The organism is Brevibacillus sp. M2.1A (assembly GCF_013284355.2).
Classification (GTDB): Bacteria; Bacillota; Bacilli; order Brevibacillales; family Brevibacillaceae; genus Brevibacillus.
Window position 1 is genome coordinate 691,270 of the sequence record NZ_JABSUY020000001.1, and the last position, 23,827, is coordinate 715,096.

General features: G+C 48.5%; 21 protein-coding genes. All 21 read left to right on the forward strand.

What is annotated here, in order from left to right; genetic code table 11:
• Positions 1-7 precede the first annotated feature (7 nt).
• The 21 genes from HP567_RS03285 (at position 8) to nadA (ending at position 23,605) form a co-directional block, all read left to right on the forward strand.
• On the forward strand, positions 8-1,075 hold the full coding sequence (locus tag HP567_RS03285) for a peptidylprolyl isomerase (RefSeq protein ID WP_173612094.1): 1,068 nt from the start codon (positions 8-10) through the stop codon (positions 1,073-1,075).
• Between the two features lie 235 nt (positions 1,076-1,310).
• On the forward strand, positions 1,311-1,853 hold the full coding sequence (spoVT, locus tag HP567_RS03290) for a stage V sporulation protein T (protein WP_173612093.1): 543 nt from the start codon (positions 1,311-1,313) through the stop codon (positions 1,851-1,853).
• Positions 1,854-1,961: 108 nt separating this feature from the next.
• Positions 1,962-3,626 (forward strand): putative polysaccharide biosynthesis protein, encoded by a 1,665-nt coding sequence (locus tag HP567_RS03295; RefSeq protein ID WP_173612092.1) that lies wholly within the window; start codon positions 1,962-1,964, stop codon positions 3,624-3,626.
• A 9-nt stretch (positions 3,627-3,635) separates the two neighbouring features.
• Positions 3,636-5,108 (forward strand): nucleoside triphosphate pyrophosphohydrolase, encoded by a 1,473-nt coding sequence (gene mazG / locus HP567_RS03300; RefSeq protein ID WP_173612167.1) that lies wholly within the window; start codon positions 3,636-3,638, stop codon positions 5,106-5,108.
• Complete coding sequence (locus HP567_RS03305) at positions 5,095-5,388, forward strand: RNA-binding S4 domain-containing protein (protein WP_012683879.1); 294 nt, start codon at positions 5,095-5,097, stop codon at positions 5,386-5,388. Before mazG ends, HP567_RS03305 begins: the two co-directional genes overlap by 14 nt.
• A gap of 110 nt (positions 5,389-5,498) precedes the next feature.
• On the forward strand, positions 5,499-7,634 hold the full coding sequence (locus HP567_RS03310) for a GDYXXLXY domain-containing protein (RefSeq protein ID WP_173612091.1): 2,136 nt from the start codon (positions 5,499-5,501) through the stop codon (positions 7,632-7,634).
• 139 nt (positions 7,635-7,773) lie between these two features.
• Positions 7,774-9,807 carry a copper amine oxidase N-terminal domain-containing protein gene (locus tag HP567_RS03315; protein WP_173612090.1) on the forward strand — a complete coding sequence of 678 codons (2,034 nt, stop codon included), beginning with the start codon at positions 7,774-7,776 and terminating at the stop codon, positions 9,805-9,807.
• Between the two features lie 185 nt (positions 9,808-9,992).
• Positions 9,993-10,277 (forward strand): sporulation protein YabP, encoded by a 285-nt coding sequence (gene yabP, locus HP567_RS03320; RefSeq protein ID WP_007726414.1) that lies wholly within the window; start codon positions 9,993-9,995, stop codon positions 10,275-10,277.
• The gene (yabQ, locus tag HP567_RS03325; RefSeq protein ID WP_173612089.1) at positions 10,274-10,846 is read left to right on the forward strand and encodes a spore cortex biosynthesis protein YabQ; all 573 of its coding nucleotides are present in this window, start codon (positions 10,274-10,276) and stop codon (positions 10,844-10,846) included. Before yabP ends, yabQ begins: the two co-directional genes overlap by 4 nt.
• An 18-nt stretch (positions 10,847-10,864) precedes the next feature.
• Positions 10,865-11,173, forward strand: a complete 309-nt coding sequence (locus HP567_RS03330; RefSeq protein WP_173612088.1) for an FtsB family cell division protein — start codon at positions 10,865-10,867, stop codon at positions 11,171-11,173.
• Positions 11,174-11,214: 41 nt separating this feature from the next.
• Positions 11,215-11,565, forward strand: a complete 351-nt coding sequence (locus HP567_RS03335) for a S1 RNA-binding domain-containing protein (RefSeq protein ID WP_229087874.1) — start codon at positions 11,215-11,217, stop codon at positions 11,563-11,565.
• 253 nt (positions 11,566-11,818) lie between these two features.
• Positions 11,819-14,293 (forward strand): stage II sporulation protein E, encoded by a 2,475-nt coding sequence (spoIIE, locus tag HP567_RS03340; protein WP_173612087.1) that lies wholly within the window; start codon positions 11,819-11,821, stop codon positions 14,291-14,293.
• A gap of 120 nt (positions 14,294-14,413) precedes the next feature.
• The gene (locus HP567_RS03345; protein WP_173612086.1) at positions 14,414-15,175 is read left to right on the forward strand and encodes a vWA domain-containing protein; all 762 of its coding nucleotides are present in this window, start codon (positions 14,414-14,416) and stop codon (positions 15,173-15,175) included.
• Positions 15,165-16,100, forward strand: a complete 936-nt coding sequence (locus tag HP567_RS03350; RefSeq protein ID WP_229087877.1) for a serine/threonine protein kinase — start codon at positions 15,165-15,167, stop codon at positions 16,098-16,100. Before HP567_RS03345 ends, HP567_RS03350 begins: the two co-directional genes overlap by 11 nt.
• Positions 16,101-16,115: 15 nt before the next feature.
• Complete coding sequence (locus HP567_RS03355; RefSeq protein ID WP_048035581.1) at positions 16,116-16,865, forward strand: threonine/serine exporter family protein; 750 nt, start codon at positions 16,116-16,118, stop codon at positions 16,863-16,865.
• Between the two features lie 5 nt (positions 16,866-16,870).
• Positions 16,871-17,323 carry a threonine/serine exporter family protein gene (locus tag HP567_RS03360; protein ID WP_173612084.1) on the forward strand — a complete coding sequence of 151 codons (453 nt, stop codon included), beginning with the start codon at positions 16,871-16,873 and terminating at the stop codon, positions 17,321-17,323.
• Positions 17,295-18,722 carry a tRNA lysidine(34) synthetase TilS gene (tilS, locus tag HP567_RS03365; RefSeq protein ID WP_173612083.1) on the forward strand — a complete coding sequence of 476 codons (1,428 nt, stop codon included), beginning with the start codon at positions 17,295-17,297 and terminating at the stop codon, positions 18,720-18,722. The genes HP567_RS03360 and tilS overlap by 29 nt, the downstream gene beginning before the upstream one ends.
• Positions 18,719-19,258, forward strand: a complete 540-nt coding sequence (gene hpt / locus HP567_RS03370; protein WP_173612082.1) for a hypoxanthine phosphoribosyltransferase — start codon at positions 18,719-18,721, stop codon at positions 19,256-19,258. The genes tilS and hpt overlap by 4 nt, the downstream gene beginning before the upstream one ends.
• 69 nt (positions 19,259-19,327) lie before the next feature.
• Positions 19,328-21,286 carry an ATP-dependent zinc metalloprotease FtsH gene (ftsH, locus tag HP567_RS03375; RefSeq protein ID WP_173612081.1) on the forward strand — a complete coding sequence of 653 codons (1,959 nt, stop codon included), beginning with the start codon at positions 19,328-19,330 and terminating at the stop codon, positions 21,284-21,286.
• Positions 21,287-21,655: 369 nt separating this feature from the next.
• Positions 21,656-22,525 (forward strand): HAD family hydrolase, encoded by an 870-nt coding sequence (locus HP567_RS03380; RefSeq protein WP_173612080.1) that lies wholly within the window; start codon positions 21,656-21,658, stop codon positions 22,523-22,525.
• A 135-nt stretch (positions 22,526-22,660) separates the two neighbouring features.
• Positions 22,661-23,605, forward strand: coding sequence for a quinolinate synthase NadA (nadA, locus tag HP567_RS03385; RefSeq protein WP_007729946.1), 945 nt, complete (start codon positions 22,661-22,663; stop codon positions 23,603-23,605).
• Positions 23,606-23,827 lie beyond the last annotated feature (222 nt).

Sequence of the window (23,827 nt, forward strand, 5' to 3'; positions counted from 1 at the left end):
CTTATTTATGAAACGTTCTGTAGCGATTCTATCTTCGGCTGTTCTGGTCGTGGCACTCATGTCTGGTTGCGGCGGAAAAGCAGAAGAAGCGAAACAAGAAACAAAAACTCCAGCGAATCAGACAGATGGCAGCAATCAAGCTGCTAACGATCCTTTGGTACAATTCCCTAAACTCACTCTGCCTTACGCAGCAGACCAGAAAGCGGTCGTTGTGGAGTATCAAGGAGGAACTGTAACAGGAAAAGAGTTCGAAGAGTTCCTGCGTGTCATTAACTTCATGAACCCACAACAAGGTACCATGATTGAAATGGCTGATAGCAACTCACTGAAGGCTTTTGCTCGTGAGTATACAGCTACCAAGGTTTTGGCTAGCCGTTCCGACGATGCCATGAAAAAAGAGTCCAAAGAACTCGCTGAGAAAACTTTCGAGAAAATCAAAACGCAGTACATGGGCTTTTTGGGCAAGGATGAAGCTAAGTTCACCAAGCTCATGGAAGGCCAAGGCGTAACCAAGGATATGATCGTCAATCAGATGGACCTGATCAACCAGTCCATCAATGTAATGAAAAAGAATATCGATGATGCTACGCTGAAGCAAACCTATGATCAAATGGACAAAGCTTCCCGTACAGTTGCTTCTGTTCGCCACATTCTGATCTCTACCGAAAAGCGCACACCAGAAGAGGCGTTGAAAATCTCCAACGACTTGGAAGCGCGCCTGAAAAAGGGTGAAGACTTCGCGAAGCTGGCAACAGAATTCACAGATGACCCAGGCAGCAAGCAGTCTGGGGGCTTGTACGAAAATGCGGATGTAACGCAATGGGTGCCAGAATTTAAAGAAGCATCCCTGACACAAAAAGTCGGTGAAGTTGGCCCGCCAGTAAAAACTAATTTTGGTTACCATATTATTAAGGTCGAGAATCGCAAAGAAAAGACCTTTGATGAGATGAAAGAACAGCTCCGCGCAAGTTCTTTGGAGAAAGCGTACGATACTTTCGGCAAGAACGAGCTGGACAAGCTCATTACGAAATTCAACATCCCGCAGTCCAAAAATGATGCTCCGGCAAAGAAATAAGAAGTCCAAAGAAAAACAGGGAATTCGTTTCCCTGTTTTTTCGTTTTCTCGCATATTCTTCAAACGTGGGCAAATACTATTATCACTCGCTACCACCCGGGGGAGAGTAATTGAAGTAACTGGCAAAAATTGATACCATCACCCATAGTTAAAATTAGAATTTGAGGAAAAAATACAACTAACCAACCACCATCTATTCACTACCCACTTCTCAGGGAAAGCGAGGCAACAAGACATGAAAGCAACTGGTATCGTTCGTCGAATTGACGACCTCGGTCGGGTCGTGATTCCTAAGGAGATTCGTCGTACACTGCGCATTCGTGAGGGCGACCCGCTTGAGATTTTTGTGGATCGTGACGGAGAAGTCATTCTCAAAAAGTATTCACCGATTGGAGAGTTGGGTGATTTTGCAAAAGAATACGCCGACTCTTTGTATGAAAGCATGAATCATACCGTACTGATTTCAGACAGGGATACTGTCATTGCGGTGGCAGGGGCCTCCAAAAAGGAATACTTGGAGAAACCAATTGGTAGCATTGTTGAGAAATGCTTGGAGGAAAGAAAGACCAGACTGGAGAAAAACGCAGGCTCTTATGAAATTTGTCGTGATTTGAACGAGGCGATGGGCTCGTTCGTCATCGCACCGATTGTTGCAGGAGGCGATCCAATCGGGTCCGTGATCCTCCTCAACAAAAACGAGTCAACCAAGATGAGTGATTTGGAGATCAAAATGTCGGAAACAGCGGCCGGTTTCCTGGCAAAGCAGATGGAGCAGTAGGATAGCTCAGCAAAAACAGCCTCGTACCCCGGGGCTGTTTTTCTTGTGCCTATGGCCTTGTGGTATAATGAACGAAGTTTTAGGTTGGAGAGGAGAAATTTCACGCACATGGCTCAAGAAAAGGCTTCCGTTCAATTTGTGAAAGGCGCGGCGATACTTGGAATTGCCGGTCTTGTCTCCAAGCTTTTAGGCGCTGTATACCGCATCCCATACCAAAACATTGCCGGAGATATCGGCTTGTACGTATATATGCAAGTATACCCGCTGTACACCGCGTTGTTGATTCTAGCGACGGCGGGTTTCCCCATTGCCATCTCCAAGATCGTCTCAGAGCGCGTCGCTGTCGGAGATGCGATCGGGGCGCGCAGGGCGTTTCGAGTAGCCAGTATATCGCTGGTCGTTCTCGGGATCTTTTTCTTCTTACTGTTATATGGAGGGGCACCTATTATTGCCAGTATGATGGGTGATGAGCATTTGATTACCCCGCTCCGAGCAGTGGCTTGGTCACTGCCATTGGTGCCGATGGTTGCGATCTTGCGCGGCTATTTTCAAGGGCATCAAAATATGATGCCGACTGGTGTCTCTCAGGTCGCTGAGCAGTTCATTCGCGTAATTTTCATTCTGGTTGCTGCATTCTGGGCGATGAACGTGTATCAGGACCCTTACCTGGCTGGTACAGGTGCCGTTTTTGCTGCTTTTCCAGGTGCCATTGCTGCTATTCTCGTCTTGCTTTGGTATTGGAGAGCGGACAAAAAGATGGGGCAGCTGTCCGTCGGTCAAGTTCAGCAATCGGCAGCGAAACCATGGACCAATCGTCAAATACTGCGTCATCTCTTGACCTATGCCGTTCCGATTTGTATGGGCGCATTGGTTCTGCCGCTTGTTCCGCTTGTAGACTCGATGACCGTCGTCAATATGTTGCAATGGAGCGGGACCCCGGAGGATTTGGCCAAGCTTTTGAAAGGTGCATTTGACCGTGGTCAGCCACTCATTCAGTTTGGTACGTTCTTCGCCACGTCCTTGTCGCTGGCATTAGTGCCTGCGATCAGTGAAGCTGTTGCCCAGCGTCAGCATCAATTGATCTCTCACCGTTCCGAAGTCGCGATTCGACTGACCTTCCTTCTGGGATTGCCTGCTTCCTTTGGACTTGCTCTGTTGGCGGAGCCGATCAACGTCATGCTCTACGGAGACAGCAACGGTACTGAGGCCCTCGCTGTACAGTCCTTCACGATTCTTTTCGCTACGGTGAGTATTGCCAGCGCGGGTATTTTGCAAGGCTTGGGACGTGTAATGCGACCTGCCCGCAACCTGTTTATTGGTGTACTGGTAAAGCTCATCCTCAATCTCGCGCTCGTCCCGTTCTGGGGTATCTCTGGTGCAGCAGTGTCCACCGTTTTAGCTTATTTAGTCGCCATGGGACTAAACGTTCTAGCGGTCATCAAATACACGGGAGCACACATCGGATTCCGCCAAACGGTGAAAAGGCCATTCGTGTCTGTCGTGGTGATGTCGATTGTCGTGCTGATTGTGGAGTGGCTCGCTAATACAGTGCTCGGCAGTGCCGGACTTTCAAATCGTTTGTTCTATACGCTGGTAGGCTTGATTGCTGTCGGTTCAGGAGCATTGGTCTATTTGCTGGCGCTTTTGAAAACAGGCGGACTCACGAGAAACGATATTCAATTTTTGCCAAAAGGAAAGCGAATTGCTTCGCTGTTAACGAAATACAAGCTCCTCCCAGCGGAGAAAGCAAGAATGAACGAAAAGGAGGCGTGACAAGTGGAAATGAAGAATAAGACCATTACCGTAGTCGGTCTTGGTGCCGGGGATTTGGACCAACTCCCTTATGGCATCTATCGTACGCTCAGAGCTGCCAAACAGCTGTATTTGCGCACGAAAGAGCATCCAGTTGTAGCCGAGTTGATCGCAGAAGGCATCACGATTGAGTCCTTTGACGACGTATATGAGCAGCACGATACATTTTCCGATGTGTACACCGATATTGTGGAGCGGCTTTTTTCACGGGTAAACGAAGCGGGCAGTCTTGTTTATGCCGTGCCAGGTCATCCTTTGGTGGCGGAACGTACTGTGCAGCTGTTGTTGGCAGAGGGACCAAACCGTGGCGTAGAAATCGAAATTGGCGGCGGACAGAGCTTTATCGATCCGTTGTTTGCCCGCCTACATATCGACCCGATCGAGGGATTCTCTTTGCTGGATGGGACCGCACTCGCTGCTCATCAAGTATCACCGGGTCTGCATACGATTATCGCGCAAGTGTACGATGCGTTTGTGGCCTCTGATGTAAAGCTGACCTTGATGGAAGTGCTGCCGGACGATTACGAGGTGACGGTAGCGACAGCCGTAGGGGTAGCGGGGCAAGAAATCATTGAGACAGTGCCGTTGTATGAACTGGACAGACTCGATCATTTCGGGAATTTGTCTCTGGTGTATGTACCCCCGACGAAGGACGAGAAGGTATCGTACCGCCAATTCTCCTACTTGAAGGAGATCGTGGCGATCCTGCGCAGTCCGGATGGATGCCCGTGGGATCGCGAGCAAACACATCAAAGCATCCGCAAAAACTTGATTGAAGAGACATACGAGGTTCTGGAGACGATCGACGACGATGATCCAGATGCGATGTGTGAGGAGCTGGGTGATTTGTTGATGCAAATCATGCTCCATTCGCAGATGGCAGCCGAAGACGGATATTTTTCGGTAGATGATGTTGTCGCGACGTTGAATGAAAAGCTGGTTCGTCGTCACCCGCACGTATTCGGGGAAAAGAGCGCGAATGATTCCGAGGAAGCGCTGGCGAATTGGCAGGAAATCAAAGCACAGGAAAAAGCAGCAAAAGGCATCGATGTAACGGTTCAATCACAGTTGGCGGGAGTACCGCGCGACTTGCCAGCACTGATGTATGCGTACAAGCTGCAGAAGAAAGCAGCCCAAGTCGGCTTTGACTGGGACGATATTGCAGATGTGTACAAAAAGGTAGAAGAGGAATACCGCGAGCTGCAAGAAGCATCAGAGGAAGAACGCGCTGGCGAGTTGGGTGATTTGCTATTTGCGGTAGTCAATCTGGCGCGCTTCCTCGGGCTCGATCCGGAGGAAGCCCTCGCATTGACCAACAACAAGTTCAAGAAGCGCTTTTCCTATATTGAAAGCAAGCTGCAAGAAGCGGGCCGTACCTTTGAGCAGACGGACCTGCAAGAGATGGACAAATGGTGGGAGGAAGCCAAACATGAGACTCGATAAATATTTGAAAGTGTCTCGACTGATCAAGCGACGCACGCTTGCAAAAGAAGTGTGCGACAAACAGCGTGTGGAAATCAACGATCGTCCTGCAAAGGCGTCCAGTAACGTGAAAATCGGCGACAAGCTGGCAATCCGCTTCGGACAAAAAATCGTGTCGGTAAAAGTAGAGGACATCAAAGAAAACCCGCGCAAGGAAGAAGCGGCTTCGCTGTATACCGTCATCGGCGAAGTTCCCGTTCCGCGTGATGAAAAAGAAGAAGACGCCTACCTCAAAGGGTAATGTTCAAACGAAAAGAGACTGCCGGGATGGCAGTCTTTTTTTAGGCTTTTTTCCCAACCAAAGGATATAATGAGAGTACCTGAAGGCATTTCCGAAGGGATGTGTGCTGTATGCAACAAAATGGGGTTCGAACGGGTTACTTTTTGTCCATTTCGCTTCTGTTATCATCTATCCTATACTTTTTTGCTTCGAACTGGCCGCTTATGGTCAGGGAACAAAAAATCGGCGTCAGTGTGGCAATCCTCGTTCTTTTTTATGTATTATCCTATGGACTGCGTTTCATCAAACGACATTCGTTTTTGAGCAATTGGCTACTGGTGGCTGGAGGCTTGGCTTTTGGCATCAGTGTGGCTTTGTTGGGGCAAATATACAATTCACATGCCGACAGCTATATGCTGTTCGTCGTATGGCTCATACCGAATTTGCTGTTCGCGATTTTCACGCGCTATCAGCCATTCTATGTCATCAGCTATGTCCTTGCTCATTTGGCGATTTACTTCTTTCTCCATCCATCCGTCATTCATGTAGCGCGTGAAGACGAGTGGTGGTTCATGATTTTTTGGTTGATTGCGTTGGGGAATATGGTCCTGTTTTGGTTAACCTCTACGGGGAAATGGCATTCCAAGCCGATTTGCTACTTATCGTTTCTGACGTTTTCTCTCAGCCTTTTCGGTTCATCCTTCACCGAAGTATATGGTCCGCTCCCTGAGGTTTTATATGTCCTGACGGGCGGGATTCTGTTTGTTACGTTTTTAAAATGGGTGCCGAGTCGCGGGTTTCTGATTGTGACGGCCTCGCTGCTCTCGCTGTTTGTACTTGTTAATTTTATATCCTATATGGTGAAGTATTTCTCAGAGAGCTTCTTTGTTTTGATGCTGCTGCTGACTGTACTCATTGTTTGGGGAGCAGTTGCAGGGATTAATTGGCTGCGCAAGGAATCAGCGCATCAAAAAAGCAAATGGGTGGTGTTTTTTCAAGAGGCATTCACGGTTCTCGTCACCACTATCGCCGCATCCATTGGAGCTATATCGATAGCAGGTCTGCTTTTTCTACTCATTGAAGAAGAAACAGTAATTGATTTGCTGTTTTTCCTTTCATTAATTGGCTTTATTGGTCCTGTAGTGTTTATGAGCCGGATGAATGCAACGGTACGATATACGTTGCTCACAATGGGGTATATATTGGGTGTCGGTTCTGTTCTGTTTTTAGAAGGAGCGTACTGGATCGTTTTCCTGTTGGTACTGTTATACGTCTGGAAAGCTGTCTCTGCCATTCCGGCGCGGCTTTTGACACAGCTGACTTTTTTAGTCGTCCTGGCTACGAAGCTGAATGAGTACCTGCCGTCCTTTGAATATGTACTCTTGATCATCTTTGTTGCGCAGCTGGCGATGTATTACGTAAAGCAATTGCCGGTCGTTTTGCAAAATAGCTCGTTGGTGTACGCCTTACTCTCGCTTTTGATCCTGACGGAGGAAGGGTTTCAATCGGGCTCCATGGATGTAGTCGTGAATTTGGCTTTTTTCACAGTCAGCACGTATTTGCTGTACCGGACATTGCATCAGCAAAATAAGGTGAGATTCGGAATCGTGCTCGGTTTCTGGTTTGCCTTTCTCCTCATGAAGTACTACGACATGCTATGGAGCTTGCTGCACAAGTCACTGAGCCTGCTTCTGCTCAGCCTGGTGTTTTTTATCGCTACTCTGTGGTGGGATCGAAGGGCAAAAATCGAGTGGCCGAAAAGCGAGCCTCCCCTTTTCGTGAAAAAAGCGCTTGTGTTGCTTCCTGTCATTTTGCTGCAATTTGCTTTGATTGGCTATCAAGTATGGAGCAGTGAGACAATCCTGGCCAACGGAAAAACAGTGAAGCTGGAGCTAGTCCCAATCGATCCGCGTTCGTTGCTCCAAGGTGATTACGTCAGACTTGGCTACACCATATCTACATTGGACCATGTACAGGTTGACTCAGGGGATAAGATTCGAGTCGTACTCCGCCAACAAGCAAATGGCTTGCACAGCTACAGTGGCTTTTATGAGCTTAATGGTCGATGGAATCGGGCCTACGATCCTCAGCCAGCGGATGTGATCATCAATGGAAGCACAATCGGTGGCGATCGAGTGGAATATGGCATAGAAAGCTATTTTGTCCCAGAAGGAACCGGACTTGATGTCGAGCGGAATGCCAAATACGCGATCGTAAAAATTGGCGAGAAAGGCGATGCCATTCTGGAGAGCCTGTCGAACCAGTAGACATTTCAAAAGAAGAAGCTGCCTGTGTCATCGGGCAGCTTCTTTTGCGTGAAGGAAATCATTCGTTACCAGTCTGTAACCCTTTCCTGCCGAACATTTCCTATCATAGTAGGGAACTTTAGAGAAGGAGGCGTTACCGTTGAACAAAAGCGTAAACAAAGGGATCTCAGTGCTGCTGGCCACTGCGGTACTGGCAAGTCCATTGATGCTCGAGCCAAAAGCGGCTTATGCTCTCTCTATCGAGGATGTTTCTGCAGACAGTACACGTGCGGACGAGGAAACAGAATATACGATTGAGTTTGAAATCAATAAGGACCTATCATCGGGAGACAGTATTTTCGTTAGATTCCCATCCGAATATTCGGTCGACAAAAAATTGAAAAAATCGGACGTCACATTAGAAGATGATGACGATGACGAAATTTCGATCGACAGCGTATATGTAAGCAAGAATGTGGTCGAGATCGAAGTCGATGAGAAGATCAAAAAAGGTACCGTACTTACACTGACCATTGATAATATCACCAACCCGGAAGACAAGGGCAGCTACGAAATCGAAGTAAAAACAAGTTCGGAAACCAGCTACAAGGGCGACAAGATAACAATCGGCAAATCTTCGTCTAGCAGCAGTAGCAGCAGCAAGGGTGACTTCGAGGCTTCCCATAGCAGTAAAAATGCCGAGGACACCATCTCCTTAACGCTCGGAAAATTTAATCTCTCTTCGAAAAGCAAGCTGAAAGAGGGCAAATACATTTATGTCAATTTCCCCTCCAAGGACATGCTGCCAAAGAGCATCAGCAAATCTGATGTGAAGGTAAACGGGTACAAACCGGATTACGTCTCGATTCTCGACAGCGACTCGATTCGAATTGAGATTCCGAGTGGTGCAGACGGAGATAGCTACATAAAGCTGGAGTTTACCTCTTCTGCGGGGATTGTAAACCCGTCGAAGCCAGACAAGTACTATTCGTATGAAGTTGAATATGACAGCAAGGAATACAAGTCAAAAGATGTAGAGATTACAAACACAAGCAATACGCCATTCACCGTTTCTTTGTCGGACAGTTCAGCGGGGGCGCGTACGAGCTATACGTTTGATATGGATCTTTCCTCCAAGCTGGGGTCGAACGTAGAAATCGAGGTCGAATTCCCGAGTGGGGTATCCGTGCCGCCGATTCTTACCAGCAACAACGTCACCGTAAACGGTGCTCAAGTGACGAATGTAAGCGTGTTGGGGAATAAGGTTTATTTCCGCACACCTTACGGATTCACTAGTACGAATCGCGCGAGCATCAAGTTTGCATTCGAAGGCTACTTGACCACTCCGAGAACAGCGGGAACGTATACCGTGACGGCTAAAGTCGACAACAAGACCTATAAGTCGAAGGAATTTCAAGTTTCCGGAGTGACTCCACCAGTCGCGGTGGATAATACATTGGCAACAGTTGGGCTGACGAGAGCGACTGCCTCTACTCCTGCTGGTATTTCAATCGGCATCAAAGCAATGGGTGCTCCGATTGTTCGCAATCAGGGCTTCATTGAAGTCGTACTCCCAGTTGGATTCCGTGTTCCAGCCTACTTGCCAGCGAACACAGTAACGGTAAACGGTGTGGCCGCTAGCTTTGTTGGTGTACGCGGACAAAATCTGATTATTATTCCTGCCCAGGATATTCCGGCAAAAACAGCAGCTCAGGTCAATATCGCCGAGACAGCTGGCATTGTGAATCCGGCTACTCCAGGTGTGTACAGCATTGGCGTCTACAACTCCGAGGAGAGAGGACTGCTATTCTCCCGTCCGGCGACCATCGTGTCGCTGAATGGCGTGAGCTTCAAGCAGAGCGTCGCTTCCTTTACGAAGGCTGGTAAAACAACCGGACTCGCAGTGGCACCGTATACCGTAAATGGCAACACGCTAATGCCAACTACGTTTTTCCGTGATGCCCTCGGATTTTCAATCAGCTACACCAAAACAACTGCAAAAGTTGTGAGCGGCAATACAGTCATGCAATTCAAGGTCGGTTCAAACGTAGCGACCGTCAATGGCAAAAATGTAACACTACCTGCAGCGGTTCAGCTGAAAAACAACGTTCCTACCCTGCCTCTAAAAACCATCACGGAGCGTACCGGTTACAAAATCATCTATGTGAACGGGAACTACACTGTTTACAAGTAAATAGCAGTTTGGCAAAAGCCCCGTATACGTACGGGGTTTCTTTTGTGAAAAACATCTCGATGTTTTTTCATTAGAGTTAATGCGTCCGCTTGCGGTCAACAAAAACGGCTTTGACCGTTTTTGTTCTAAGAGGACATCCCTCCCCATACGATAGTACAAGAAGGGTACGTGAGGAGGGAGTAATTATGAACGATCACACGAGACGGCCACGTCATGAAGTCGTGATGATTAATCGTCGCAGCTTAGCGATTTCGGGAGTAAAAAACGTCGAAAGCTTTGACAGCGAAGAATTCCTCTTGGAGACGGACGGCGGCTTTTTAACCATACGAGGCCAAAACCTGCATATGAAAAATCTGAGTCTGGAAACCGGAGAAGTAGCGATCGAGGGGCTTGTTCACGAGATGGCCTATCTGGAGCAAGGGCAGGCCGGCGATCGGTCGAGAGGATTCTTCGGCAAGTTATTCAAGTGAACATCGCCATTCAGTTGCAGACGGTATTGGCCATGTCGATGTGTGGTGCCCTGATGGGTATGGGATTCGATACGTACCATGTATTTAAGGGCAAGGCCAGGCTGCCACTCTGGTTGGTCTTTTTCTTTGACATCCTTTTTTGGGTGGGCAGTATGGGCGCTGTCTTCTTGATTTTGGTGAAAGTGAACGACGGGATTATTCGGTTTCCGATATTTTTTGGAATGATATTTGGCGCGTGGTTGTATTTCTTAATAGGTAGTAAGAAGTATATCCTTTTCTTGCACCGCGTGATAAAATTCTGTCAGTGGTTTTACCGTACGGTCGTAAAAATTATAGACATCCTGCTAGTACGTCCTGTGCTCTTTCTTTTCCGGGTGATCATCATGGTGCTGACATTTTTGTATTCCGTGTTGCTCGCGATCCTCGGCTTTTTGTGGAAAGTGACGCGTTTTGTCACCTCTCCTTTTGCCAGATGGGGTCAACATTTGGGGAAAAAAATGTATGGAAAAACAACAGGATTTTGGACCAATTGGAAGAATTGGTTTCACTCAAAGAAAAAGCGGGAGTAGATTCGAGGTGGCGTACTGATGAAGGAAGCAAGAACCTCTTCCATTAACCGAAAAGGGCAAAGAAGGCGAATGCGTCTTTTTTTCTTTGTGATCCTGTGCTTTTTCGTCTGGACTAGCTATACCTTGTTTTTGCAAAGTGGCGAGTTGTCCAAGAAGGAGGCAGAGCTGGAAGTCTTGAAGCAAGAATCAGCGGTCTTGCAGCAAAAGCAAGACGATCTGACCTATGAAGCAAGCCGGCTAAACGATCAGGAGTACTTGGCAGAGCTGGTACGTAAGCGAATTTTGTTTACCAAGCAAGGCGAAAGCATCTATATCATTCCGGATTGAGTATACATCTGATCTTCAACGAGAGGGAGGCATTCCGCGTCATGGAGATCGAGGTCGGGAGCATACTGGAAGGAAAAATCACGGGTATTACGAAATTCGAAGCGTTTGTTCAGCTGCCAGGCGATGTGACCGGACTGGTGCATATTAGTGAAATTGCTGACGTCTATGTCCGGGACATCCATCAATTTTTAAAAATAGGAGATACGGTAAAGGTAAAAGTCCTCAGCCTCCGTGAGGGCAAGATCGGGCTTTCTATCAAAAAAACAATGGAAAAGGAACGGCCACCCCGCAATCAGCGGGAGCGAAGGGAAGGCTTTGAAGAAAAGCGTAGAGAAAAAGGGCCGCGGTCGGTCTATATGATTCGGAAAATTATGACTTTTCTTTCTTCGTGAAAAGCGCATTTTGACTGTAAAAACAGGAAGGTCATTTCAAAGTCTTGCCGAATAAAGTATCCTAAGCCCGTTTCGCAAAGCGCGAATCACCTGTCAGCCGACGTTATCCGCCATAACGTCGGTTTTTTTTGTCCATTTTCGTTACTGAATTTGTCGCACGATTCTGTGAATGTACGTTGGATTTTTGACAAATTTTACAATGCCCCCTCCGTATAATGGAGAAACACATTGACCAAGAACGGGGTGGAGCGAAATGATTGCGAACAAAAACGTAACACAAGCCGGACAGGCTTGGACGCGGCAAGTGTCCGATCGAATGGGTACCACTGCCCAGACGTGGGGAGAAAAAGTAGCAGACTTCATAGAGAAGTGGAATGTTCTCCCCATCCTTATGGGCTTCTTATTAGGACGAGCTCTGATCGTGGAGGAGCTAACCCCCTTTGCTATACCGTATTTCATTGTCATGTTTTATATTCGTCGAGATTGCTTGCTTGTCACGGGGATGGCTCTTATTATCGGTGCTTTTACCCAGTCGGTGCCTGTTGGACTGGAAACCGCCTTGAGCGTGATACTTGCTCTGTTTGCCTGCAAGCTGATGAATAAAATGCGTAAGAAAGATTTTTCACGGACGCCGTTGCTGGTTGTCGGGACGATTTTCATCAGCCGTCTGTTGTATGCGGTTCTGACCAATCAGGTAACGACCTACGAGCTCGTGATGGTAGCAGTAGAAGCGATTCTTGGCTTTGTACTGACGCTTATCTTCATTCAGTCCTTATCGATCATTCATTTGGCGAAGCCTTATGAGCCTCTCAAAAATGAAGAGATCGTTTCGCTAGTGATTTTACTGGCCTCCTTGATGACGGGTACCGTGGATTGGATGGTCGAAGGCATTTCGATGGAGCATGTACTCTCACGCTATTTGCTGCTCATCTTTGCTTTTGTCGGTGGTGGCACGATTGGTGCGGCTGTTGGCGTGGTCACAGGTCTCATCCTCAGTCTGGCTAATGTGAGTGCTCTTTTACAAATCAATCTGCTTGCCTTTTCAGGTCTTCTTGCTGGCTTGTTGAAGGAAGGCGGCAAAGTGGGTGTATCCGCAGGCTTGTTGATTGGTACGGCTATTCTTGCGATTTACGGTGGAGCAGAAGAGACACTCTACTACTCCTTGATCGAAACCTCTCTGGCGATTGTTCTCTTCATTCTGACCCCTGCTGCTCTTTGGAAAAAAGTAGCCCGATTTATCCCCGGGACTCCCGAGAATCTACAATCCCATCAAGAATACATGCGCAGAGTTCGCGATGTGACCGCGGGCAAAATCCAGCAATTCTCCGATTTGTTTACGCAACTCTCCCATAGCTTTGCCCAGACAGCCGATCCTGAAGAAATAGAAGAACAGGCAGACGCCTTTCTCAGCCGTGTATCTGAATTCACCTGCCAGAAATGCTGGAAAAAAGAACAATGCTGGGAAAAGGATACGCAATCGACCTATGAGGGAATGCGCTTTTTAATGGAAAAAGTGTACGAGAACGGTACCTTGGCCGGCGTTACGCCGCCGCGTGACTGGGAGCGCAAGTGTGTCAAAACCGAAAAGGTCATGACTGTGATGGAGCAGGAATACGATCGCCAGCAGTCGTTTGACCAATTGAAAAAGCAGGTAAAGGAAAGCCGAATGCTCGTAGCTGACCAGCTATCGGGAGTCTCTCGGGTCATGAGTGATTTTGCCCGGGAAATACAGCGAGAGGGAATGGAGCTGAGCTTTCAGGAAAAGCAGGTCTCACAAGCATTGGAGGGCTTGGGTCTGTCGGTACGCCGCGTAGAAATACACAGCTTGGAAGAAGGGAAGGTCGATATCGAAATCAGTCAGCCGACTTGCTATGGTCGTGATGAATGCGCGAAAATCGTGGCTCCGATGCTCACGGAGATATTGGGAGAAAACATTGTGGTACGCGAGAGGCATTGTGAAGCACAAAAAGACGGTTCATGCACAATGTGCCTTGCTTCCGCCAAAACGTATGAAATCGATATCGGGGTCGCAGGGGCAGCCAAAGACGGCAAGCTATTATCCGGTGACAGCTTCCGGACAATGGATTTGGGGAATGGAAAAATGGCGCTGGCGATCAGCGATGGAATGGGGAATGGCGAGCGGGCATCCATAGAGAGTCAATCCGCCCTCGATATGCTCCAGCAGCTTCTGCGTTCTGGTATGGACGAAAAAATTTCAATCAAAACCGTTAACTCCGTGCTCGCCCTGCGCTCCAAGGAGGAAATGTTCGCGACGGTGGACTTGGCATTGATCGATTTGCAAACCGCTCATACCCGTTTTGTAAAAATCGGTTCCACCCCGAGCTTTGTCAAAAGAAATAAAGATGTCATCACGATCACCGCCAACAACCTGCCAGTAGGGATTTTGGAAGAAATCGAGGTGGATGTTGTATCTCGTATGCTCAAGCCGGGTGATTTGCTCGTCATGATGTCCGACGGCATTTATGAAGCGCCGCGCCATATTGAAAACAGGCAAGCGTGGATGAAGCGAATCATCAGCGAACTGGAGACGAATGATCCACAGGAGGTCGCTGATTTACTATTGGAAAAAGTCATTCGCCAGCATTCTGGACAAATTGTTGATGACATGACCGTGCTGGTGGCGCGAATTGACCGCTTTGTACCACAGTGGGCTGCCATCGCGGTACATGGCATGGAGAAGCTCGAGCGTCCACGGATTGTGAGTTAGGAGTATGTTTTCTCCATTACCCGTCGATACTGTTGCTAAAAATATCCTGCGAAGTGAAGTGGATGAACGTTCGCAACACGGAGCTGGGACTGACAAAACAGATCGAATGGGGAGATTATTGTGAAAGAAGCGACACTTCGTCAAATACTGGTAGTGACAGACGGCTGCTCCAACTCGGGGATGAGTCCCGTTGCTGCGGCGGCACTGGCAAGAGAGCAAGGGATTACGGTCAATGTGATTGGCGTAATCGACAAGAGTGAGCTGGGTGAGAAAGGGGAGAAGGAAATCAGGGATATTGCGGAAGCAGGTGGTGGACTCTGCGACATCGTATACCCCCAACAGCTTGCACAAACGGTACAAATGCTGACGCGAAAAGCAATGACGCGCACCATTCATCAAGTAGTTAATAAAGAATTAAAAGAGATTTTGGGCGATTCCGGAATAGAAGAGCTGGCACCTGATAAAAGAGTGCAGGTTGCCGGAATGGTTGACGAGTTGGGTGAAAAAAGCAGCTTGAACGTCGTGATGCTGGTCGATACCTCAGGAAGTATGAAGCCAAAGCTGTCGGCTGTTCAGCAAGCGATTCACGATTTCAGTATCAGTCTCCATTCGCGGAGTGGCCATAGCAGAATGGCAGTCGGTTCATTTCCGGGGAAACAAAAGCATCTCGATATCCGCATTCCGTGGACAGAAAAGGTCGAGCAGGCCCATCAAATTACGAGTGATTTGGCGATGAGCGGAATTACTCCTACTGGCCCCGCCATCGTAGAGGCAATTGCCCTGTTTGAGCAGGACAAGCTCCCACGCACGCTGCAAGAGCGTTACATCGACCAAGACGAAGAGGACGATTCGAACGGAATGCTGCGTGACCATGTCTTTTAAGGCAGCCACCCCCGACCTGCCCAAGCACTTTACAGGCAAATGGAACAAAAAATCGTACCATGTCTTACGGGAGCTGGGGCGTGGTGCAAACGGGACCGTGTACTTGGTATCCCAAGGTGGCGTACAGCGCGCGGTTAAGGTCGGTGTGGAGGGCATAGACATTTTAATGGAAGTGAATGTGTTGAAAAGCACACAGCAGGGGCGGGATTCCAAAGTGGGACCGCTCCTGTGCGACGTGGACGATCTCGTTGTAAACGGGAAGGCCTGTACGTTTTATGCCATGGAGTATCTTCAAGGCTTGCAATTGGATGAATATATCAAGCAAGAGGGTACGGACTGGGTGGCCGTGATGATGGTTCAATTGCTGGCGCGACTGGATGTTTTGCACCAGCATGGCTATATTTTTGGTGATTTGAAGCCGCAGAATGTGATGGTGACCCAAACGGACAAGCAGGTACGCTTGATTGATTTTGGTGGAGTGACCAAGCTGGGAAACGCCGTTCGGCAGTTTACAGAAGAGTATGATCGAGCTTTTTGGCACGCAGGTGATAGACGGGCTGAAGTAAGTTATGACCTGTTCTCGACAGCCGTGATGATGGTGCGTCTGACGGTTGGAGCAGAAACGTGGAAAAACAGCCTTGGTGACCCACGTCACACGATATTACTCTGTGATATAATACGAAAAAGTGACAGCCTGTACCCTTACCGGGAGCCTTTATTGAAGGCGTTTCACGGCAAGTTTGCGACCGCGAAAGAAATGCGAGCGGAGCTGTTGGCAGTCTTGCAAGATAGCATGGTCGCCAAACCGCAAAAGTCGCAAAAGAAAGCGCGGAAGAAAGGGAATGCAGGGGCGGGCATTAGCGGTCTTTTTGTCGCCTCGTTGCTCCTATTGGCTGGCACTTTGTATTACGCATGGTTTATGTGAAGGATGTGACGGTTCGTGTCCTCAGATTTGGTGATGGATACTTGCTTGTTGGCAGGCTCGATTATTTTGAAAAACGGTGGAGAGACTTACCGAACGGAAGAGACAATGGCATTGATTGCGAAGGCTGCGGGGATGGATGATGTCAACAGCTCGGCTACGCCTACGAGCATCATCCTGTCCTTTCGTTGCAGTGGATTCGATCATACAAGAATGGTTCGTACCCCCAAACGTACGACTAACCTCAATAAAATAACGCTCGTGAATGATGTTTCCCGACAGTTTGTCGGTGGGAAAATTAATTTGGAGCAAGCCTATCGGACGCTGCGTGAGATCGATCAGAAAAAGCAGATCTATCCGAAATGGTTGCAGCATCTGGCAGCCGCTACGGCTAGCGGCTCCTTTTCTATGCTTGCAGGGGGAGATTGGGGCAGTCTGATTCCTTCTGCGATGGCCGGTTTGATTGTGAACCTGAGCCAGGAATATTTAGAACAGTTTGTCCGGATGAAGTTTTTTACAGAGTTCTCTGCCGCTTTACTAGGAGGACTTTTCGCGTTGTTGACTGTGACGATCTTTCCGCAGTTGCATTTAAGCATCATTATTATTGGTGCGATGCTTCCACTGTTTCCGGGGATCGCCATCACCAACTCGCTTCGGGATTTGATGGCTGGTGATTTGGTTGCAGGTGTTTCACGCGGAGTAGAAGCCATGCTGACAGCTGTCTCCGTAGCGGTAGCCACAGCCATTATTCTTTCGTTTACGAGGTGAGTACGATGTTGTTACAAGGATTGGCGCTTAGCTTCGCCTCTTCAGTAGCGTGGTGTGTGCTGTTTAATGTGCCGGTTCGAACAATCGTAGCGGGTGGTTTAGCCGGAGTGGTCGGTTTTCTCTTCTACTCGATTCTTCCTATCTACGGTGCAGAGGTCTTGTTGTCGACGTTTGTTTCTGCTGCTGCTGTTTCTTTGCTCAGTCAGCTCTTATCTATTATACTGCGAGTTCCTTCTACGAATTTTAGCGTTGCGGGCATTATTCCACTGGTACCGGGATCGTTGGCTTACAAAGCCATGCTTGCTTTTGTAAACAACGACTATGTCGGAGGAATTACCCAGGCGACCAAAACATTGATGGTAGCCGGCGCGATTGCTTCTGGACTTATATTTGGAATTTCGGTTCTGACGATTTGGAAAGGAGCCCGCTATGCTGGCAAGCGTGCGCAACGAGATTGAGTCCGAGGGGCTTTTGCTTCCAGGTGAGACCGTTGTCGTCGGGATATCCGGTGGCAACGATTCTACCGCACTGTTGCATATATTGGCTTCTCTCAATAAACAATACCAGTATCATTGGAAGCTGCATGCTGTCCATTTGAACCACGGCTTTCGTGGGGAAGAAGCAAGGCAGGACGCACGCTATGCAGAAGAGCTGTGCCGCGAACTCGGCGTGGCTTTCCACCTCTTTGAGTATGACGTCCCCGCTTATATGGAAAAAACGGGTCTGGGCGGGCAAGAGGCGAGTCGGGACATTCGCTATCGGCTGTATCGAGAGGTAGGTCTGGCGCAAGGAGCGACCAAGCTGGCATTGGCCCATCATGCTGACGATCAGGTGGAAACGATTCTCTTTCGTTTTGTACGAGGCAGCAGGTTGCATGGACTGACAGGGATGCCGAAGCGGAGAATGCTTGCGGATTGCCCGATTGAGCTCGTGCGTCCGCTCTTGCATAAAACGCGTCAAGAACTGGAAGGCTACTGTCGGGAACATCAACTCGTCCCCCGTGAGGATAGCAGCAACCAATCGCGCAAATATACGCGCAATCTGCTGCGTCTGGATGTCATGCCCTTATTGGAAAAAGTGAATGACAAATATCGGGAGCATATCTTGGCTACCGCGGAGGCAATCCGGCAGGACGAAGCGCTTTTAATGAGGCTGGCGATTGAGCAGCTGAAAGAGGTAACGATTGAGAAAAAACCTGAAGCATTTTTGATGGACAATGACAAGTTTCAAACTTGTGACGTTGCTTTACAAAGGAGAATGATTACTCTAATATTAAGTTATCTCTCAAAACATACCGAATGGTCTTCGCAACATGTGGAGACCGTTTTGCACATGCTAGGGGGAAGTCGCCCTTCTGCGGAATTGCATTTGCCAAATGGCCTGGTAGTGGACCGGGTGTACGGGCGAATCACTTTTCGTCGTAGAAAGCGACAGGATCGCATACATACGTATAGTTACGAGCTCGCCGTTCCCGGTGTAACCTGGATCGACGAGAGCAAGGCCACGGTACATATTACTTACCTGGAAGGTCCCATGGATTGGGAGCGACTCCCTGCGAATGAAGCGGTCTTTGATGCCGATCAGTTGCCAGGATCGCTGTATTTGCGTAACCGAAAACCTGGAGACCGCATCACCCTGTTTGGCTCAGCAGATGGAAAGAAGCTAAAGGATTTATTAATCGATGCCAAATTTCCGCGAGCATGGCGTGACAAACTTCCGCTTTTGACGGCGGGCGAAGAGGTGATTTTGGTACCAGGTGTGCGCCGTTCCGCCGTAGCGCCTGTCAATGGACAGACCAGGCGTTTTCTACACGTGCGGGTAGAGTTTGGAGAAGATTGGCGGGAGGTTTTTTCATGAATCAAGACATCGAGAAGATTTTGCTATCAGAAGAGGATATCGCGGTAAAGGTTCGAGAATTGGGTGAGAGGCTGGCTGCAGAATACAAGGATAAAAATCCATTGGTCATCTGCGTGCTGAAAGGCGCAGTCATTTTCATGGCTGATCTGATCCGTCACATGAACATTCCGTGCGAAATGGACTTCATGGCAGTTTCCAGCTACGGAAGTGGAACAGAGTCCTCTGGCATGGTGAAAATCTTGAAGGATCTCGATACATCTGTGCAAAGCAGACACGTACTGGTTGTAGAAGACATCATGGACAGTGGACTGACGCTGAGCCGCTTGGTAGAGCTGTTGCGCCATCGGGAAGCCGCTTCTGTAAAAGTGGTGACTCTCTTGAACAAACCAGAGCGTCGCAAGGTGGATATTTCACCGGATTACAAGGGTTACGATGTTCCAGACGAATTCGTTGTGGGATATGGCTTGGACTATGCCGAGCACTACCGTAATCTGCCTTATATCGGTGTATTGAAGCCTGAGGTCTACACGAAGTAGGTTTGTTGTGGAGACCGTACTTTCTATGATAAAATGTGAAAAGTGTCTGTTCGTGAGAGGAGGTAAGGAATGAATCGCTTTTTTCGTAATACCGGGTTCTACCTACTGATTTTTCTTGTCACGGTCGGGATCGTGAATTTCATCCTCTCCGGTACTGATAAGGTTGGGAAACTTACATATCAGGAATTCCGGGTACAGCTAAAAGCTGACAACGTCACTGAGTTGGCGCTTCGACCAGAGAATGGTACTTACAGGGTTGAGGGTACGTTGGCAAAAGCTATTCCGGGACAGGAAAGCAACAAATTTTTTACCAATGTTCCTTTGTATGATTCAGATGTTGTAAAGCTAGTCGAAGAGAAAATTGATGCACAAAAGATGAAGAATGTAGCGTTCAATCCTGCGGAGGGCAACAGTATTTGGCTCACGTTCTTGACCTCAATCATTCCTTTTGTCATCATCTTCATCCTGTTTTTCTTTCTTCTGAACAATGCCCAAGGTGGCGGAAGCCGAGTGATGAACTTCGGTAAAAGCCGCGCGAAGCTTTACAACGAAGAAAAGAAACGCGTTACCTTTGACGACGTAGCAGGAGCGGACGAAGAAAAGGCTGAGCTGGAGGAAGTCGTTGATTTCCTGAAAGACAACCGTAAGTTCAATGCGGTTGGCGCTCGGATTCCAAAAGGGGTACTGCTCGTAGGTCCTCCGGGTACAGGTAAAACCTTGCTCGCGCGCGCTGTTGCAGGCGAAGCTGGTGTGCCGTTCTTCAGTATCTCCGGTTCTGACTTCGTGGAAATGTTCGTTGGGGTGGGTGCATCCCGCGTACGTGACCTGTTTGAAAATGCTAAGAAAAATGCTCCTTGCATTATCTTTATTGACGAGATTGACGCCGTGGGTCGTCAACGCGGAGCTGGACTCGGCGGCGGCCACGATGAACGCGAGCAAACTCTCAACCAGTTGCTCGTAGAGATGGACGGTTTTGGTGGAAACGAAGGGATCATCATGATCGCTGCGACCAACCGACCTGACATTCTCGACCCGGCTCTCTTGCGTCCGGGACGTTTTGACCGTCAAATTACAGTTGATCGTCCTGATATCAAAGGCCGTGAAGCGGTGCTCAAGGTTCATGCCCGCAACAAGCCGATTGGCGAAGACGTGAAGCTGGACGTGATTGCTCGTGGTACATCGGGCTTCACGGGCGCAGACTTGGAGAACTTGCTGAACGAAGCGGCTCTCTTGACTGCCCGCAGAAACAAAAAGCAAATCACAATGACCGAAGTAGATGAAGCGATTGACCGCGTGATTGCGGGTCCAGCGAAGAAGTCTCGCGTAGTGAGCGAAGACGAACGCCGTCTGGTTGCCTTCCACGAAGCTGGTCATACGATCATCGGATACCACTTGAGAAATGCAGAAATGGTACATAAGGTAACAATCATTCCGCGCGGCCAAGCTGGCGGATATACCGTGATGCTGCCGAAGGAAGACCGTTTCTTTGCTACCAAATCAGACCTGCTCGACAAAATCGTCGGCCTGTTGGGTGGACGTGTTGCGGAAGAATTGGTGCTCGGGGATATTAGTACCGGGGCGCATAATGACTTCCAACGCGCGACTGCTATCGCTCGCAGCATGATTACCGAATACGGAATGAGCAAGCTCGGACCGATGCAATTCGGTAAGAGTCAAGGTCAGGTATTCCTGGGCCGCGACTATGGCAATGAGCGTAACTACTCTGATAAGATTGCCTACGAGATCGATCTCGAAATGCAAAATATTATCAACGAGTGCTACGCAAAGTGTACAGAATTGCTGACGAAGCACCGTGATCAGCTCGATCTGATTGCGAACACGCTGCTCCGTGTAGAGACTCTCGATGCTGAGCAGATCAAGCAATTGATCGAAACAGGTAAAATGGATAACGATCCAGATGCAAATAAAGATGTGGTCGTGAACATTCAACCGAAGCTGGAAGAAGTAAAAGAAGAACCAAAGCAAGAAGATACACAAGAAGATACAAACGAAGAACCGAAACAATAAGGGGCGCCTCAGGTGCCCTTTTTTGCAATATCGGAAAGTATAAATATTGTGGGTATTTAGCTCCTAAGTTTTAAAGGTGTCGATGAACCGATAAAGCTAGTGAGAAGAAAAAGCGCAGGGCTCGTAGACCTTGACAGGCCACCCCAGTCGGAACTTAAAAAAGGGGACCACGCTTGTCGAACACTTCTTCCTTGAGAAACTTCCGCCCGTAGGGTGGCTTTGGCTCGACGGTCCCCTTTTTTAAGTGGAGACGGCCAGTGAATCCCCTTGCTGGCGTGTCAGAGTCGAAGAGAACTGCGCTTTTTCTTCTCCTCCACTTTGTTGACTCATACTTAAAGGCAAACCCAAAACGAATGAGAGGGATTGGATATGTTGCTTACACCAGGCATGGCTGCATTTGACATGGATGGAACCTTACTGACTCACGATTCAAAGCTGACAGAAGGCACGAAAGAAGCACTTCGCCAATTGCAACAGCAAGGCTGCAAACTCGTTTTATCTACGGGCAGGATGTATGGCTCCGCTCAAATTCCGATCGATTCCTTTCCTTTTGACGGCTTTGTCTGTAGCAATGGCGGTGCTATTTTCGAAGGAGATGGCACGCTGGTCCGTCGATCGCTCCTTCCTACTGAGATGATAATCGGTACGATCCATGCACTGAGGCAAGAAACGATTTATTATGAGCTTCATGATACCAACAGCAATCGCTGGATGGTCAAAGAAGACCGTGAACGTTTGGAAGCGACCATGAGTGAGGATGCGTCTGTGGAAGGATTCTCGATCTTGAATTTTCCTTACTATAGGCTCGCTCGCATAGAGCCATTGGCAGAGATGTTGGAAAAAGTAGAGTCCGGGGAAGTAGAGATCGTCAAGTTCTTCATCTGGCATCATGACCCGGATCGTCTGGAGTGGGTGAAAGCGCAGCTACAGCCTTGGAGCGAGCAAGTGACCATCACTTCATCTGGAAAGCAGAATGTCGAAGTGATTCCTCAAGGGGTATCCAAATGGGAAGGTCTTCAATACTTCTGTGAAAAATGGGGAATCTCCCCAGAGAAAGTAATGGCATTTGGCGATGCAGAAAACGACCGTGAAGCATTAACGGGCGCAGGATATTCCGTCGCGATGGAAAACGCTTCTGACGAAATCAAGCAGGTAGCCAAATATATCGCCCCACACCATAATGAGGAAGGCGTTGCCCGCTTTATTCGGGAGCGTGTTCTGGGAGAAAAAGGCGAGTAAGGGAATGAAGAGCAGAAGCTGCGTCTGTACGGACCGGTTTCTGCTTTTTCGCTCAAAATGTACCACGTTGACAAGGTGAGGTTATACGCTTACAATGACCGTAAATTATGACACCACCGTAGGGGGATTTTTTCCATGGACGCTTTAGCGTTAGAAAAAAAAGCCCAGCGCAACGCTGAGTTACGTGAACGACTGCTACAGTTGAAGAAAGAGCGTAATGCCATCATTCTTGCTCACTTTTACCAACGTCCCGAGATTCAGGAAGTCGCTGACTTCATTGGCGATTCCTTTGGATTGGCGCAGAAAGCGAAAGAAACGGATGCCGATGTGATTTTGTTCTGTGGGGTTCATTTTATGGGGGAAAGTGCAAAAATTCTCAATCCCCAAAAGACCGTCATTATTCCCGATGAACGGGCTGGCTGTCCGATGGCGGACATGGTGAACGTAGACGGGCTCCGCAAGCTCAAAGCACAACATCCAAATGCTAAGGTAGTGGCTTACATCAATACTTCTGCGGATGTTAAGGCAGAAACCTACATCTGCTGTACGTCGTCCAACGCGAAGCGCGTGATCGAGTCGATCGACAGCGATGAGATCATTTGGGTGCCGGACAAAAACCTCGGCCACTATGTATCCCAATTCACGGACAAGAAAATGATTATTTGGGAAGGGTACTGCAACACGCATGACCAACTGTCTGTAGAAGACATCATGACGTTGAAGCAGCAGCACCCAGAGGCTGTGGTAGTCGTTCATCCGGAGTGCCGCCCAGAAGTGGTATCCCTGGCTGACTACGTTGGTTCCACGACCGGAATTTTGAAATACTGCCGTGAGTCTTCGCACAAAGAGTTTATTATTGGAACGGAAGACGGCACACGCTACATGCTGGAAAAGGACAGCCCGGACAAAACGTTCATTTTCGCTTCCAAGTACCTCGTTTGCCCGAATATGAAGGTGAACAACCTGAAGAAGTGCGTCGAGGCGCTGGAGAATATGAAGCCTGAGATTTTTGTTCCGACAGATGTTGCAGATGCGGCACGTGCTTCCTTGGAGCGCATGCTTGCGGTAGCGCCTGCTTAAGGGGCAGACTGATCAAATGCAAAAAGGGAGTAGAGCGCAGGGGCTTTTTACTCCCTTTTTCTATTAGGAGATTTTGGTTAAGGGCTGGATGTCTTTTCGTCGGTAAATGTTCAGGATGAGTACAATCATACCGGATAACAGCAAGGATCCGTAAACATCTTTTACTCGTCTGATGGCATGGAGCAAACGAAGAAACAGCATAACGCCAAGAATGAAAAAGGC